The organism is Pantoea sp. CFCC18179 (assembly GCF_059412405.1).
This window is the reverse complement of record NZ_JBNBPM010000027.1, coordinates 1-14,546: the sequence shown is the minus strand read 5'-3', so window position 1 is coordinate 14,546 and position 14,546 is coordinate 1. Positions and strand designations below refer to the sequence as shown.

Here is a 14,546-nt window from a genome sequence, read left to right as displayed (position 1 = left end):
GCCTCAGCATTTTATTATGGTGATCCCCTGGGCGAAATGCGCCTGGTAAGCAGAGTTTTTGAAATGTAAGGCCTTTGAATAAGACAAAAGGCTGCCTCATCGCTAACTTTGCAACAGTGCCCTCTGTACGACGTCCTTGGTGACGTCTATGCCGAGCACTTCGACACCCTCGGGCGCCTATCTCTGTTCCATGAGCAATTGTTTAGCGAAGCGACGCACGGGGCGCCCTATGTTCTCACCGCCAGAGTTCGACGCGACTTCCGAGCCCTGCCATCGGTTGAAACGGTCGTGGCAAACGCCATTGGGCGAATCGAATCGGTTAGTACTGCGGTCGAACGTAAGGCCGTTCTCGTCGGCGAGGCTTTTCGTGCCGCCCAAGGCAACGAAGATCGCCTGACCAAAACGCTGCGCTTCCTCGCCAACCAGCGGAGCTGGGCAAGATGGTTGGGGACCATTCTCATGCGAAGTGGATTTTGCCAGCCCGCCGATGTAAACTCGCTGCATCACCTCGCTGACCAGGCGGCACAAGGTTGGTGTGACTATTTCCTGCGGGCGGCCATCGGTCGCCGAGCCGCGGAGTCGGTAAGGGTCGTGGAAGAAAGCGAACAGAGGCTGATCGAATTCATCCGGGGCCGCTGCGCTCCAATGTTGTCAATAAACAATCCCGATAGCGAGAAATTCGCAGTCTAATTCTAGCGAGGCACAAATGAAGGTTACGTTTTCCGGCCGTCTGACCCAAAACCCGACAGTGATTGAGGTTCCTGGCGACAAGTCCATCTCTCACCGCGCGGTGATGCTCGGCTCTCTGGCTAAAGGGGTTACCACGGTTCGGAAGTGCTTGCTGGCAGCAGACGTGGTCAGCACCATCGGAATGATGCGAGCCATGGGAGTAAGCATTGAGATTGCGAACGGGCAGGTAACCATCACTGGGGCCGGCGAGAGTGGGCTCACGCGGCCAAATGCGGAACTGGACGCGGGCAACGCGGGTACTGCGATGAGGCTTATGGCCGGAATCTTGGCCGGGCAGCCCTTCGAAAGCGTGCTGGTTGGAGACCATTCTTTGTCGAAACGGCCGATGGGGCGTGTGGCGACCCCCCTTGGCCAAATGGGGGCGCAAATTCAGCTGTCAGCTTCCGGGACCGCTCCGATGAGGATCACCGGCACGCCAAAGCTTCGGGGCATCACTTACGATTTGCCCGTGGCCAGCGCCCAGGTGAAGTCGGCGGTACTGTTGGCCGGCCTCTATGCGGATGGAGCCACCACCGTGATAGAAAGGAAACCCACCCGCAACTACACGGAAACCATGGTGGCCGCCTTCGGAGGCAACGTCTCCGTCAACGGGCAAGAAATCCAAGTGGAGCGAAGCAGCCTGAAGGGCCGGGACGTTGTTGTTCCCGGCGACATATCGTCCGCAGCCTTTTTTATGGTGGCGGCTGCTATCAATCCTGGCGCCTCAATTACCATCAGGAACGTGGGAATAAATCCGACACGCACCGGCATTGTGGACGCACTGCGGCTCATGGGCGCGCGGGTAGAGCTTTCGGACCGCCGCAGCTCTGGTGGAGAGGAAGTCGCTGATATAACGGTCACCGGTGCCGAGCTGTCCGGAATCGAGCTCGACGCGGACATCGCGCCCCGGATGATCGACGAGTTCCCCGTGTTCTTTATTGCCGCGGCGTTTGCCAACGGGACCACTGTAGTGCGCGGAGCGGAGGAGCTCAGAGTTAAGGAAAGTGACCGTATTGAGACCATGCTCGTCGGGTTGCGCCAGCTTGGCGTAGTCGTCGAATCCAAGCCCGACGGCGCCGTGATATCGGGCGTGGGCAGTCGAATGCTCAAGGGCGGTGTCTCAATTGAGACGGCGTACGACCACCGAATCGGGATGGCTTTCGCCATCGCCAGCTCCCGCTGCGAAGACGGGATAACAGTCGTGGATGCGGAGGCGATCGGGACGTCGTTTCCGGGCTTTGGAGATCTGTGCGCCGGCTGCGGTCTGGCGAGCTCGCAATAAGCAATCTCATCACGAGGGGCGTTATGCGCACAGTTTGGATCACGGGCCTGAGCGGAGCGGGCAAGACAACGCTGTCGGCAGCTATTGCTCGCCAGCTTCGAGTGCGCGGTTGTCCAGTATGCCTCTTGGACGGTGACGTTGTACGGCAGGGCCTGAGTCGAGACTTGGGCTTTGCGCCTGCTGACCGAACTGAGAATGTGCGCCGGGTCGCGGAGGTTGCAAGGCTGGCCAACAACTGTGACATATTCGCAGCCGTCGCGCTCGTTTCCCCCTTTGAGGAGGACCGTAGAGCCGCACGGGACATCATCGGGCCCGACCGATACGTCGAGGTATTCCTTGATGTCCCCCTGTCAGTTTGTGAGGCTCGGGATGTCAAGGGGCACTACCGAAGAGCACGCGCTGGGACTCTACGCGCCTTTACCGGCGTGTCTCAGATTTACGAGGCCCCGAAAGCCCCGCAGATTTGTATCAGCGACCCCGGGTTCGATATTGAGGCCACAGCAGCCGACATCATACGACGCGTCACGGGCACGTGACGTCGCAGAAGACGACCGCCTGGAGGACTAGGGTCATTGTCTGCCGGCGGCGCGCAGGCACCTCTTTTAGATTCCTATCTCTGAGGGTCCAAAGCGCCCCTCACACTGCTTCCGTGCGGAAAGAGGGCCGCGTCCTGAGAGATCTCCGCACGACCGACACGGTCTCGCAGCACCTCTCGAGCTTGTGCGCGTGATCGGACAAAGAACGAATTGCGGTGCAGTCTGCCTGGATGCGAACGCGCCGATCGGCTCTCCAGATCACACAAACCTCAGGCGGTAACCGCCGACACTTGATTCTATTGTCGATGCGCCGCGCAAGCGGGCGAAGCTACTCGCGTGTGCGCAACCGGACTGCGTGCCACTCTGCACAAAATAACATTCTGGCGCTTCGTGTGTTGAATCACGAGCAAAACTGAGCCAGGCGTCACGTCCAAAACTGAGCCACTAAGTTGACGAAGAAATGGACTGTTCGGATGTGGATAAGTCTACTGCGTGATCTGTCTGGGGTGCTCCTTTGGCCGTTTTGGTTCGTGTGGCTCTGATGATCGAAGACGGTTGTGCAGTCGAGTGCCTGAAGCGCCAGCTCTGGTTGCCGGTTTCGACGATGTGGCAGTGATGGGTGAGTCGGTCGAGTAGCGCGGTGGTCATCTTGGCGTCGCCGAACACGCTGGCCCACTCCGAGAACGACAGGTTGGTGGTGACGACCACGCTGGTGCGCTCGTACAGCTTGGACAGCAGGTGGAACAGCAAGGCCCCACCGGCTTGACTGAAGGGCAAATAGCCCATCTCGTCGAGGATGACGAGATCCACGTACATGAGCCGATGTGCCAGTTGCCCGGCCTTACCTTGAGCTTTCTCGGCCTCCAGCAGATTGACCAGCTCGACGGTCGAGAAGAAGCGCACCCGCTTACCATGTGCACGGATGGCATGAACACCCAGGCTTGTGGCAAGGTGTGTTTTGCCCGTGCCAGGGCCGCCCACGAAGACCACGTTGTGGGCTGAGTCGATGAACTTGAACTCGTGCAGCTGACGCACCAGCGCCTCGTCCACCTGCGCCTGATCAAAGGCAAAGCCAGCCAGGTCGCGGTGGTGCGGGAATCGGGCCGCCCGCATCTGGTAGGCCATGGAGCGCACTTCCCGATGTGCACCCTCGGCCTTGATGAGCTGATGCAGCAGGGCTTCGTGGTCGAGCGATTTGAGCCGGGCGATGCCCAGCAGTTCCGGCCAGGCACTGGCCATGCCGTGCAGGCTCAAGCCCTTGAGGCTTGCTGCGATGTCATTGGACATGGTCATCCTCCTGGGACTGGCGCAGGCTGTCGTAGCGCGACACGTCGGCCTGAGGCGGCTCGTGCAGCGTCAGTGAAGGCAAGGCTGCTTCAGGCAGGCTTTGCACGGCTTGGGGCTCCTTGAGCCTGGCCAGCACGTTGAGCACATGGTCTGCGCTCACGCGGCCCGATTGCAGCGCCAACTCCACGGCCACCAGCACGTCATCGAGCCCGTGCAGGGTGATGGCCATGAGCACCTGGGCCATCACCCGGTCGCCGCCAGGGTGGCGAAGCAGGTGCGCTTGCAGATGCTGCAAGGGCTCGGGCATGGTCTTGAAGGGGGCGCCGTTGCGCAAAGCGCCGGGCTTGCGTTCGAGCAAGCTGACGTAGTGCCGCCAGTCGTACAAGGTCTGGCCACGCTCGAAGCTGCGCGGCAGGCTCACCGGCTGTTCTGGCGATTCCGAGTTGGCACCGACCACCACCAGGCGATCGGGATAAGCCCGCACGCTGACACTGGTGTGGGCCCACTCGCATGGCACGCTGTAGCGATTGCGCTGGTAGTGGATCAGCGAGGTGGCTGTGACCCTGGCCATCTGCTCGACATAGCCATCAAATGGCGCAGGGTTGGGCATCAGGTGCGTCTGCTCTTGCTGCCAGACGTCGGCGATCGTCAGCTCTGGCCACTCGGGGTGAGGCAGCTCATGCCAGGCGTCCAGGCAAGCCTGGTGCAGCCACGCATTGAGGCTCTCCAGGTCGGGCCAGCGGCGTTCCGCTGCCTCCATCCAGATGCCACGACGGCGATCCTGCACGTTCTTCTCGACGATACCCTTCTCCCAGCCAGCGGCGCGGTTGCAGAACTCTGGCTCGAACAGGTAGTGACCCGTCATGGCCTCGAAGCGCGCATTGACGGTGCGGCTCTTGCCCTGACCAACCTTGTCGACGGCGGTCTTCATGTTGTCGTAGATGCCCCGGCGCGGCACGCCACCAAAAGCCGCAAAGGCTCGGGCATGGGCGTCGAACAACATCTCGTGGGCCTGGCTGAAATAGGCGGTGAGCATGAAGGCCCGACTGGCCGCCAGCTTGGTGTGCGAAGCCTCCAGGCGTTTGCGCAGGCCGCCCACGAACAGGTACTCGCAGCTCCAGTCGAACTGGAAGGCCTCGCCCATCTCGAAACTCATGGGTACGAAGGCCATTCGGGTTGGCGCGTCGGACTGTGCCTGCTGCCAGCGCTTGGCGAACTCATAGACCGGGCCTCGGCTGCCAGGGTAGCCCACGGCCTGCAGTGCCCGGAACATGGCCTTGATGCCACGGCGCTCGCGCTTGTTGCGGTGGCTGTCGGCCTTTAGCCAGGTGGCCAGCTGTTCCTTGTAGGGATCGAGAACGCTGGGAAGAGAGGCCCGCTTGGGGTAGCGGGGCTCGACCATCTCGTCGGCCTCGAGCCACTTGGCGGCTGTATTGCGGGAGATGCCCAGCCTTCGGCTGGCTTCGCGCACGCTCAGGTGGTCACGGTGGACCATGCGGCGCAATTTGCTCAATGTGCTCACGTTGATCACTCCTGCACCCCACTGCTGCAAAAAACAGCAGGGTAGGTGGATAACGTGGCTCAAAATTGGGCGTGACGGATGCCCTTTAGTGGCTCAGTTTTGCTCGTGATTCAACAGACTGGGTTTCCATTCAGTCGGAGGGCGCTCCTCGCGTTTGTTGGGGTCGGAACGGCCGTCGTTGTCCCGATCCCATTTCAGTTCGGTGAAGGGCGGCTTCCAGTCGCAGCTCAATAGCCGCGTGACGAAGATCCTTGGGCGCTCTTCACTGCCAAGTGGTATCCCAAGAAACGTGACTTCTTCAGTGCCTTGGAACGGCGGTAGCGCCCTTATGCGTCGCTCATGCGAAGGCTCGTTGGCAGCGGCGGTACTCAGGAATATCGCCTGGGCTTGGCCGAGGGCGTACTCGTCGAAGGCGAACCTCGCCAGGAACCGGGCATCCGCATCCAGCATCCATTTCCGCAGCCACAGGACCGCTTTCCCGTCAGTCCTCGAGATAGCCGTCTTGCTGGGATTCCAAAGGTAGGCGCCGGGATCAAGAAAACGGTCCTTCAAGAAGTACTTTGCCAGTACATCTGACGTGGCGTAGAAAAAGCGGAACACCTCGACGCAGGGGATGACTAGCGCATAGGGGTCTTCGCCAGATCCGAATGCGACAAACAGTCCATGACGATCATGGTCGCTGAGCTGGCTTGCCCACTTGGCGCGAACGGGAACCACATAGTTGCCTTGGTCGTCCTTGTGGTCGCGAGTGATTACTGTGATGTTCGACCTATCGCAGTTGATCTCCCGGCGCATCCAGCGCTCGAATTCGAGCCGGTCCACGAGGTCGTTCGCGAGGCGTCCGTCATGCAGGACAGCGTTGAGATGAAGGCGCGGAAGCTCGCCAACGGGCACGAGCATCCGCCGCTGACGTCCCGTGACCCTGCCCCAATCCACAGGGGAGTCTTCCCAGTTGGCCAATTCCGCCAGGTCCGCACGGATAAGGAGGTCGCCGGCAGCTGCGGCTGGATTTTCGGTCAGTGCGCCGAAGCTGGTTATTCGCCAATAGCCTGGCAGGAGCAGGCTTTCGTGCTGGACCGGTTCTTTAGCCATGGCTCACGCATTCGCAACAAGCGTTGGCTATTTACACGGATCGCGGCACATTCGCAAATAGCGAAGTCTTTCAGACCGGCTTCCCTTGACAGCATCGCCATTTCTGACGATGCTGGCCAAGTCCCGATTTACTCCAGGAAGAAGGCCATGAGATACCCCGGCGGCAAGGGCGGTGCCGGCGTCTACCAGACGATCATCAACAACATCCCGCCTCACGACACGTACATCGAAACGCACCTGGGCGGCGGCAACATCCTGGAGCGCAAGCGGCCCGCTGCCCGCAGCGTCGGCATCGACGTTGATCCCGAGGTGATCGAGGTCTGGCAGCAGCTCGACGTGCCCGGCCTGGAGCTGCACCACGGCGACGCCGTGGCTTGGCTGGAGTCCCACCCGTTCACCGGCTCCGAGTTCGTCTACGTCGATCCGCCCTACGTGATGGACAGCCGGCGCGGCGGCAAGCTCTACCGCCACGAATACGACGACGCCGACCACCTGCGGCTGCTCGACGTGCTGGCCGGCCTGCCGTGCGCGGTGATGGTGTCGGGCTACAGCTCAACGATCTATGACAGCTCTCCCTTGGCGTCATGGAGAACCATCGAGTTCAACGCGATGACGCGCGGCGGCATCGCCATTGAAAGGCTCTGGATGAACTACCCCGAGCCGGCCGAGCTGCACGATCTGCGCTACCTCGGCAGCAACTTCCGCGAGCGCGAGCGCATCAAGCGGAAGAAAGCCCGCTGGCAAGCGAAGCTCGCCAAGCTCGATCCGCTGGAGCGGGCGGCGATCATGGAATGCCTGCGCGAGCTGGAGGCGGCCGAGTAGGTCACGCCTGCGCCTGGTTGTGCAGCGCCCATACGCGCTTGACCTGGCTTTCACTGCACCCGGCCAGCCTGGCCGTCTCTGGAATGCTGTGGCCTGCGGTGCGCAGCGCCACGATGCGTTCATGCACCTTCGTGTTGGCCTTGCGGCCGGTGTAGCGGCCGGCGTCCTTCGCCAGCTCGACGCCCTGCCGCTGCCGCTCGCGGCGATCCTCGTAGTCGTCGCGGGCCATCTGCAACGCCAGCTTCAAAAGCATGTCCTGGATCGACTCCAGCACCACCTTTGCCACGCCCTTCGCCTCGGCGGCCAGGTCGGACAGATCGACCACGCCAGGGACAGCCAGGCGCNGGCCATCTGCAACGCCAGCTTCAAAAGCATGTCCTGGATCGACTCCAGCACCACCTTTGCCACGCCCTTCGCCTCGGCGGCCAGGTCGGACAGATCGACCACGCCAGGGACAGCCAGGCGCGCGCCCTGGGCGCGGATCGAGGCCACGAGGCGTTCGGCCTCGGGCAGCGGCAGGCGGCTGATGCGGTCGATCTTCTCCGCAACGACGACTTCACCGGGTTGCAGGTCGCCGATCATGCGCAGCAGCTCGGCGCGATCGGCGCGAGCGCCCGAAGCCTTCTCGCGGTAGATGCCGGCGACGTAGAAGCCGGCGGCCCTGGTGCTCTCAACGATGGCGGCCTGCCTGGTCAAGTCCTGCTCGTCGGTGCTGACGCGCAAGTAGATGCGCGCGACCTTGAAGGCGACGCCGGCGGCCTGGTGCTCGGTCGGTTCAGATCAGCAATGCACCATCACCGTGAAAGCGCCGGCAGCACCGGCGCAGTAGGGTTGTGGGGGGACACCAGTTATTTCGGGAGGTTTTCTTCCGCCTCAACAGGTCCGGCGGCCATCGCGACGAGGCGCGCCGCGATACGCTTGCGCAGTTGCTCGGGGAGCGGGCGCGACGACAGCGCCTCGTGAATCCACAGCCCATCGGCGGCAAGGCGCGAAATGAACCTGTCCAACTCGGCAGCGTCGTTTCCAATCGGCGCAGGAGGTGCCCAGCGGTCGATGACCTGTTGCCACAGATCGCCAAGCTGCCGATTGTCGGAGCTTTCCAGTATGAGCAGCAGTTCGACCCGCCGGGCAGCTCTTGCGCAGGTGTTGATGTAGGCGGCGTGTCGTTCGGCGTCTGTCGCCCTGTCCGAGGTGTTGCCGGCGCTCGCTTCCAGCTCCTGTTCCCATGAGCGAGTCAGATGCTCATGGGTGGCGAGGATCAGGGCTTCGCGCGACGGGAAATGATACAGAAGGCCGGCGCGTGTCATGCCGGTTTCGAGCGCTACGGCGTCGAGGGTGACGGCGGTGAGGCCGTCACGCTCGATGATGCTCACAATGGCTTCAAGCACTTCGAGGCGCTTGCTGGCTCTCGCCATGTCGGCTTCCTTAGTGTTGTGTGGGATAGGCTGACGATTGCGAGCCGGGACCGTAGCGCCGCAACAGGATGCCGGTGATCAGGGCACCCACGGCCAGAACACCCGCCGCCACGTACATGACGACCGTATAGGCGTGGTCGAATGCGATTCCTGCCGCTTGACGCACGACAACACCATCGGCCCCCGCCTCGTTGGCAAAGACCAGCGCCGACGCCATGCTGTCGCGGGCCGCTTCCGAGGTTCCGGCGGGGAACACGACGTTGACCGTATAGAGGTAGGCCAAAAGACTTCCGAGAATTGTGACAGCGAACAGACTGCCAAACTCGTAGGACACTTCCTCGACCGACGACGCCATGCCGGCGCGATGCACAGGCACATTGCCCACAATAGCCGTTGATGCCACCGACATTGTTGCACCTACGCCGGCACCGGTCAGCGCCAGACCGGCGATCAGCCAGCCAAGGCCATGAGTGATGCCCCATGTCGCAAGCAGGACCGCCAGCGATCCCGCCGCAAGCCCGCCAGCTATAAGGATACGTAGGCCAATACGATGCAGGAATGCACCACCGAGCAGCGCAGTCGGCAATGATCCGAGCGCCGCCGCCGAAACCAGCATCCCGGCTTCCAGCGGCGTGAAGCCCGCAACGAGCTGGAAGCGTTGCGTCGTAGCAAGCTCAACACCGCCGATGGCGAACAGGGAGAACGCGGCCGCTAGAACGCCCGATGTGAACGCGGCATTGCGGAAGATCGAGAAGTCGAGCTGCGGGAACGGCAGGCGCAGTTGCCGGCGGACGAACAGCGCTCCGGCGAGGATGGCAACCAGCAGCGAAATAGCGGGGACGGCCCACGACTGCCCGGCATGGGCAGATTCCTTGATCGCGATCACAAAAGCCGACAGCGCCACCAATGCCTGAAACGACGACACCACGTCCCAAGGCTTGGTCGCATCGCCGGCCACCTTCGGCGCAACGATCAGCGCCGAAATGAAGGCAGCGACCACTACCGGCACATTGATGAGGAACACCGACCCCCACCAGAAATGGCCGAGCAGAAAACCGCCGATGATCGGTCCGAGCGCAGCGCCGACGACCGACAACGACCCCCAGATCGCAATGGCGATGTTGCGTTCCCGGTCATCCTCGAAGGTGACGCGGATGAGGGCGAGTGTCGCGGGCATCATCGCCGCCGCGCCGACCGCCAGAAAGGCCCGCGCCCCGATCAGGATTTCCGCTGTAGGCGAATAGGCCGCCACAATCGACGCGACACCGAACAGCACGAGGCCGATGAGGAACATGCGCCGGTGACCGATCCTGTCACCCAGCGTCCCGGTGCCGAGCAGCAGGCCGGCCATGACGAGGGGGTATGCGTTGATGATCCACAACCCTTGCGTTGCCGTCGCGCCAAGCTCGCGCGTCAGGGTAGGCAGGGCCGTGTAGAGGACCGAATTGTCCAGAACGATAAGCAGGAGACCGGCGGCGACGGTCACCAGAAGAACCCAGCGGTTCGAGTGGGCGGCAGGCATGATAGCACCATTCAGTGAGAGTAGCCAAACTTTACAGACAAGTTAGTAAAGTATCAAGCGCCTGCCCGTGAGGAACTTCAGACAATGGCCGACAGCGGGGCTTCGCATTCCGGGGCGCGATCAATTTGTCGCGAAATTCCTAAGTTTTGCGACAGCCCCACCCCGCTGTCATTTTCAGAAGACGACTGCACCAGTTGATTGGGCGTAATGGCTGTTGTGCAGCCAGCTCCTGACAGTTCAATATCAGAAGTGATCTGCACCAATCTCGACTATGCTCAATACTCGTGTGGGCTCTGTTGCAAAAATCGTGAAGCTTGAGCATGCTTGGCGGAGATTGGACGGACGGAACGATGACGGATTTCAAGTGGCGCCATTTCCAGGGTGATGTGATCCTGTGGGCGGTGCGCTGGTATTGTCGCTATCCGATCAGCTATCGCGACCTTGAGGAAATGCTGGCGGAACGCGGCATTTCGGTCGACCATACGACGATCTATCGCTGGGTCCAGTGCTACGCCCCGGAGATGGAGAAGCGGCTGCGCTGGTTCTGGCGGCGTGGCTTTGATCCGAGCTGGCGCCTGGATGAAACCTACGTCAAGGTGCGGGGCAAGTGGACCTACCTGTACCGGGCAGTCGACAAGCGGGGCGACACGATCGATTTCTACCTGTCGCCGACCCGCAGCGCCAAGGCAGCGAAGCGGTTCCTGGGCAAGGCCCTGCGAGGCCTGAAGCACTGGGAAAAGCCTGCCACGCTCAATACCGACAAAGCGCCGAGCTATGGTGCAGCGATCACCGAATTGAAGCGCGAAGGAAAGCTGGACCGGGAGACGGCCCACCGGCAGGTGAAGTATCTCAATAACGTGATCGAGGCCGATCACGGAAAGCTCAAGATACTGATCAAGCCGGTGCGCGGTTTCAAATCGATCCCCACGGCCTATGCCACGATCAAGGGATTCGAAGTCATGCGAGCCCTGCGCAAAGGACAGGCTCGCCCCTGGTGCCTGCAGCCCGGCATCAGGGGCGAGGTGCGCCTTGTGGAGAGAGCTTTTGGCATTGGGCCCTCGGCGCTGACGGAGGCCATGGGCATGCTCAACCACCATTTCGCAGCAGCCGCCTGATCGGCGCAGAGCGACAGCCTACCTCTGACTGCCGCCAATCTTTGCAACAGAGCCTCCGTCGCCATGCTCACCTCGCTTTGGTGCACACGAGTATTGAGCATAGTCGAGATTGGTGCAGATCACTTCTGATATTGAACTGTCAGGAGCTGGCTGCACAACAGCCATTACGCCCAATCAACTGGTGCAGTCGTCTTCTGAAAATGACACTGTTTGTATATAATCATGAAAAAATGGTGAGTAGAGTTTCAGGGTAACAGGGGATGCTTATGTCGGTTTTCCACAACTGGCTACTTGAGATCGCATGTGAGAATTACTTCGTCTACATCAAACGCCTTTCCGCCAACGATACCGGCGCAACAGGTGGTCACCAGGTAGGGCTTTATATCCCTTCAGGTATCGTTGAAAAACTCTTTCCGTCTATCAACCATACCCGTGAACTGAACCCTTCGGTTTTTCTCACCGCACATGTGTCATCGCATGATTGCCCTGACAGCGAAGCCAGGGCAATTTATTATAACAGCCGTCATTTTGGTAAAACCCGGAATGAAAAAAGGATTACCCGCTGGGGTAGAGGCAGCCCACTTCAGGATCCTGAAAATACAGGGGCTCTGACGCTCCTGGCTTTCAAGCTTGATGAGCAAGGGGGGGACTGTAAGGAAGTAAATATTTGGGTATGCGCCAGCACTGATGAAGAGGACGTCATTGAGACCGCTATTGGTGAAGTTATACCCGGAGCGCTTATATCCGGCCCCGCAGGACAGATTCTAGGCGGACTATCTCTACAGCAAGCGCCAGTAAATCATAAATATATTCTACCTGAAGACTGGCACCTGCGCTTTCCGTCGGGAAGTGAAATTATTCAGTATGCAGCCAGCCATTATGTGAAAAATTCCCTTGATCCGGATGAGCAACTTCTTGACCGCCGGCGCGTGGAGTACGACATATTTCTATTGGTTGAGGAACTGCATGTTCTGGATATCATCCGGAAAGGATTTGGCTCTGTGGATGAATTTATTGCGCTGGCCAATTCTGTCAGCAATCGCCGTAAATCCAGAGCCGGGAAGTCGCTGGAACTGCACCTGGAGCATCTATTCATTGAGCACGGCCTGCGACACTTTGCGACGCAGGCCATCACAGAAGGTAATAAAAAACCCGATTTCCTTTTCCCTTCCGCAGGGGCTTACCACGATACTGAGTTTCCCGTAGAAAATCTGCGCATGCTGGCAGTCAAGACTACCTGTAAGGATCGCTGGCGTCAGATACTGAATGAGGCCGATAAAATTCATCAGGTGCATCTGTTTACACTCCAGGAGGGAGTTTCTCTGGCTCAATATCGGGAGATGCGGGAGTCGGGTGTCAGATTGGTCGTGCCATCATCTCTGCACAAAAAATACCCGGAGGCGGTGAGAGCTGAGCTAATGACGCTAGGTGCGTTTATTGCTGAGCTGACAGGGCTTTACGCAGATATTCCATAGATTATCTCCCGGCATAAATACCGGGAGGAGCGATCAGATTCGTTCAACCTTGCACGAATCGGCATTAACCGCTTTCAGGATATAAGGTTCAAGCAGTTTGGCTACGGCTTCAAACACGGGCACCACTACGGAGTTACCGAACTGCCTGTACGACTGAGTGTCTGACACAGGAATGCGAAAAGGCCTGCCATCTACTTTTTCAAAACCCATAAGGCGCGCGCACTCTCGCGGAGTCAGCCTGCGGGGCCGATGCGCCTGATTTTCTTCGTTCGCGAAGTCTGTTTCACCTGTGGCCATATCCCAGCCACGGTCTATCAGAATTTCAGACCCGTCTTTGTGATAGCGAGCAGAAAGCGTACGGGCAATGCTTTCTTTATTTTCAGGATTAACGAGGCCAAAACCGAATCCGTTACCCTTAGCTGCGTGCTTTTTGGCGTAGTTATAGAGATACTCCCAGAGTTTCGGCGTCAGTATATATTTGCTGTCAACCACGGGTTCCAGCAGTTCGCCAAATGACGGACGCTGTTCCGGATAAAAACGACTAATATCGCGCAGGGTAAAGCCCTGGTGAATGTTCAGATCACGGCGGAAACCGACCAAAACGATACGTTCTCGGTGCTGAGGTAAAAAGTGCTTTCCGTCGATAACTTTAGGATCGTTTTTGCCCATCTCAGCTGCATCCGCAACTTCATAGCCCAGTTCGTCGAGGGTATCCATGATGACTTTAAAGGTTTTACCCTTGTCATGGCTCTTCAGGTTTTTAACGTTTTCAAGAACAAAGATGGCAGGTTTTTTTGCGCGGATAATACGCGCCACATCGAAGAAAAGCGTTCCCTGAGCCTCACATTCGAAACCATGCGCGCGCCCGAGCGAGTTTTTCTTGCTTACGCCCGCAAGGCTAAACGGTTGACAGGGGAAACCTGCTAGAAGTACATCATGATCCGGCACATGCTCATTAATGTAAGCATAGGCATCGTTTTCAGGTACTTCAGGTTTATCACTGAGCGTGACTTCACGAATATCGAGATTGAAAGTGTGTTCCTGAGCATCGTTAAACCAGTTAGCTTTATATGTGCGCACAGCCTCTTTATTCCATTCACTGGTAAAAACGCACTGGCCACCGATGGTTTCGAAGCCCTTCCGTATACCTCCAATCCCAGCAAACAGGTCAATAAACCGGAAGGCATAGTCAGGGTGATGTGCAGGCGCTTCCGGAAGCATTTTTCGTAGAAGTTCCTCTTCGGCTAACGTCAGCGTCTTAGGTGAGCACTTACCATTAATCCAGCGATTAAGAGTCTCGCGACTCCACTCATTTTTACCAACTTTTCTAAGCAGTTCAGCCACGTACTTCTGGTCATAGATTTCCAGCACCTGCCCGAGCAGCTTTTTATCATTTTCCTGTCGCAGTTGTTCTTCCGCTTCTGCTTTCTCAAGCAGATCCTGCGCCAGTAATTCAAATTCAGACATATTGCCTCCATTGGGTCTTATGGGTGAAACTGTATCACTCATTTGACCCAGATTGAATGTTTTTATCTGGATATTTAAACAGGTTTATTGTTAGGTAACGGGCACTGTTGCAAATAGTCGGTGGTGATAAACTTATCATCCCCTTTTGCTGATGGAGCTGTACATGAACCCATTCAAAGGCCGGCATTTTCAGCGTGACATCATTCTGTGGGCCGTACGCTGGTACTGCAAATACGGCATCAGTTACCGTGAGCTGCAGGAGATGCTGGCTGAACGCGGAGT

Annotated in this window: 13 protein-coding genes and 3 pseudogenes; 7 read left to right on the top strand and 9 right to left on the bottom strand. The window is 58.9% G+C overall.

The window, feature by feature from the left end:
- The first annotated feature begins 288 nt into the window (after nucleotides 1–288).
- The 3 genes from ACPUC7_RS24110 to cysC are packed head-to-tail and all read left to right on the top strand — an operon-like array spanning nucleotide 289 to nucleotide 2,547.
- Nucleotides 289–690: a hypothetical protein gene (locus ACPUC7_RS24110; RefSeq protein ID WP_494924823.1), complete on the top strand. Its 402-nt coding sequence runs from the start codon at nucleotides 289–291 to the stop codon at nucleotides 688–690.
- A gap of 16 nt (nucleotides 691–706) precedes the next feature.
- Nucleotides 707–2,011: a 3-phosphoshikimate 1-carboxyvinyltransferase gene (aroA, locus tag ACPUC7_RS24105; RefSeq protein WP_016495555.1), complete on the top strand. Its 1,305-nt coding sequence runs from the start codon at nucleotides 707–709 to the stop codon at nucleotides 2,009–2,011.
- A gap of 23 nt (nucleotides 2,012–2,034) precedes the next feature.
- Nucleotides 2,035–2,547: an adenylyl-sulfate kinase gene (gene cysC / locus ACPUC7_RS24100; RefSeq protein ID WP_016495556.1), complete on the top strand. Its 513-nt coding sequence runs from the start codon at nucleotides 2,035–2,037 to the stop codon at nucleotides 2,545–2,547.
- A 444-nt stretch (nucleotides 2,548–2,991) separates the two neighbouring features.
- Here cysC and istB read toward each other — a convergent pair whose 3' ends face one another.
- The 3 genes from istB to ACPUC7_RS24085 all read right to left on the bottom strand — a co-directional run bounded on the left by istB (nucleotide 2,992) and on the right by ACPUC7_RS24085 (nucleotide 6,448).
- On the bottom strand, nucleotides 2,992–3,834 hold the full coding sequence (gene istB / locus ACPUC7_RS24095; RefSeq protein WP_016495557.1) for an IS21-like element ISAav1 family helper ATPase IstB: 843 nt from the start codon (nucleotides 3,832–3,834) through the stop codon (nucleotides 2,992–2,994).
- Complete coding sequence (gene istA / locus ACPUC7_RS24090; RefSeq protein ID WP_016495558.1) at nucleotides 3,824–5,356, bottom strand: IS21-like element ISAav1 family transposase; 1,533 nt, start codon at nucleotides 5,354–5,356, stop codon at nucleotides 3,824–3,826. The genes istB and istA overlap by 11 nt, the downstream gene beginning before the upstream one ends.
- A gap of 93 nt (nucleotides 5,357–5,449) precedes the next feature.
- Complete coding sequence (locus ACPUC7_RS24085; protein ID WP_016495559.1) at nucleotides 5,450–6,448, bottom strand: hypothetical protein; 999 nt, start codon at nucleotides 6,446–6,448, stop codon at nucleotides 5,450–5,452.
- 147 nt (nucleotides 6,449–6,595) lie between these two features.
- Between ACPUC7_RS24085 and ACPUC7_RS24080 the strand changes: the two genes are divergently transcribed.
- The gene (locus ACPUC7_RS24080) at nucleotides 6,596–7,270 is read left to right on the top strand and encodes a DNA adenine methylase (RefSeq protein ID WP_016495560.1); all 675 of its coding nucleotides are present in this window, start codon (nucleotides 6,596–6,598) and stop codon (nucleotides 7,268–7,270) included.
- A gap of 1 nt (nucleotide 7,271) precedes the next feature.
- Here ACPUC7_RS24080 and ACPUC7_RS24075 read toward each other — a convergent pair whose 3' ends face one another.
- The 5 genes and pseudogenes from ACPUC7_RS24075 to ACPUC7_RS24055 all read right to left on the bottom strand — a co-directional run bounded on the left by ACPUC7_RS24075 (nucleotide 7,272) and on the right by ACPUC7_RS24055 (nucleotide 10,207).
- Nucleotides 7,272–7,382: a hypothetical protein gene (locus ACPUC7_RS24075; RefSeq protein ID WP_494924824.1), complete on the bottom strand. Its 111-nt coding sequence runs from the start codon at nucleotides 7,380–7,382 to the stop codon at nucleotides 7,272–7,274.
- Nucleotides 7,371–7,519: pseudogene (locus tag ACPUC7_RS24070) on the bottom strand (recombinase family protein); the annotation flags it as partial. The pseudogene ACPUC7_RS24070 and the gene ACPUC7_RS24075, both read right to left, overlap by 12 nt.
- Before the next feature lie 96 nt (nucleotides 7,520–7,615).
- Nucleotides 7,616–8,049 (bottom strand): annotated as a pseudogene (locus ACPUC7_RS24065) (recombinase family protein); the annotation flags it as partial.
- A gap of 69 nt (nucleotides 8,050–8,118) precedes the next feature.
- Nucleotides 8,119–8,685 carry a TetR/AcrR family transcriptional regulator gene (locus tag ACPUC7_RS24060; RefSeq protein ID WP_003830785.1) on the bottom strand — a complete coding sequence of 189 codons (567 nt, stop codon included), beginning with the start codon at nucleotides 8,683–8,685 and terminating at the stop codon, nucleotides 8,119–8,121.
- Nucleotides 8,686–8,695: 10 nt separating this feature from the next.
- Nucleotides 8,696–10,207 (bottom strand): MFS transporter, encoded by a 1,512-nt coding sequence (locus ACPUC7_RS24055; protein ID WP_033128634.1) that lies wholly within the window; start codon nucleotides 10,205–10,207, stop codon nucleotides 8,696–8,698.
- Nucleotides 10,208–10,557: 350 nt separating this feature from the next.
- Here ACPUC7_RS24055 and ACPUC7_RS24050 point away from each other — a divergent pair, with 350 nt between their 5' ends.
- Both ACPUC7_RS24050 and ACPUC7_RS24045 read left to right on the top strand, forming a co-directional pair.
- Nucleotides 10,558–11,322, top strand: coding sequence for an IS6-like element IS6100 family transposase (locus tag ACPUC7_RS24050; RefSeq protein ID WP_001389365.1), 765 nt, complete (start codon nucleotides 10,558–10,560; stop codon nucleotides 11,320–11,322).
- A gap of 266 nt (nucleotides 11,323–11,588) precedes the next feature.
- A complete protein-coding gene (locus tag ACPUC7_RS24045; RefSeq protein WP_001749969.1) occupies nucleotides 11,589–12,797 on the top strand; it encodes a type II restriction endonuclease in 1,209 nt (402 codons plus the stop codon).
- 33 nt (nucleotides 12,798–12,830) lie between these two features.
- Here the strand turns inward: ACPUC7_RS24045 and ACPUC7_RS24040 are convergent, their stop codons facing one another.
- Nucleotides 12,831–14,264 carry a DNA cytosine methyltransferase gene (locus ACPUC7_RS24040; protein ID WP_001288432.1) on the bottom strand — a complete coding sequence of 478 codons (1,434 nt, stop codon included), beginning with the start codon at nucleotides 14,262–14,264 and terminating at the stop codon, nucleotides 12,831–12,833.
- 163 nt (nucleotides 14,265–14,427) lie between these two features.
- Between ACPUC7_RS24040 and ACPUC7_RS24035 the strand changes: the two are divergent.
- Nucleotides 14,428–14,546: pseudogene (locus ACPUC7_RS24035) on the top strand (IS6 family transposase); the annotation flags it as partial.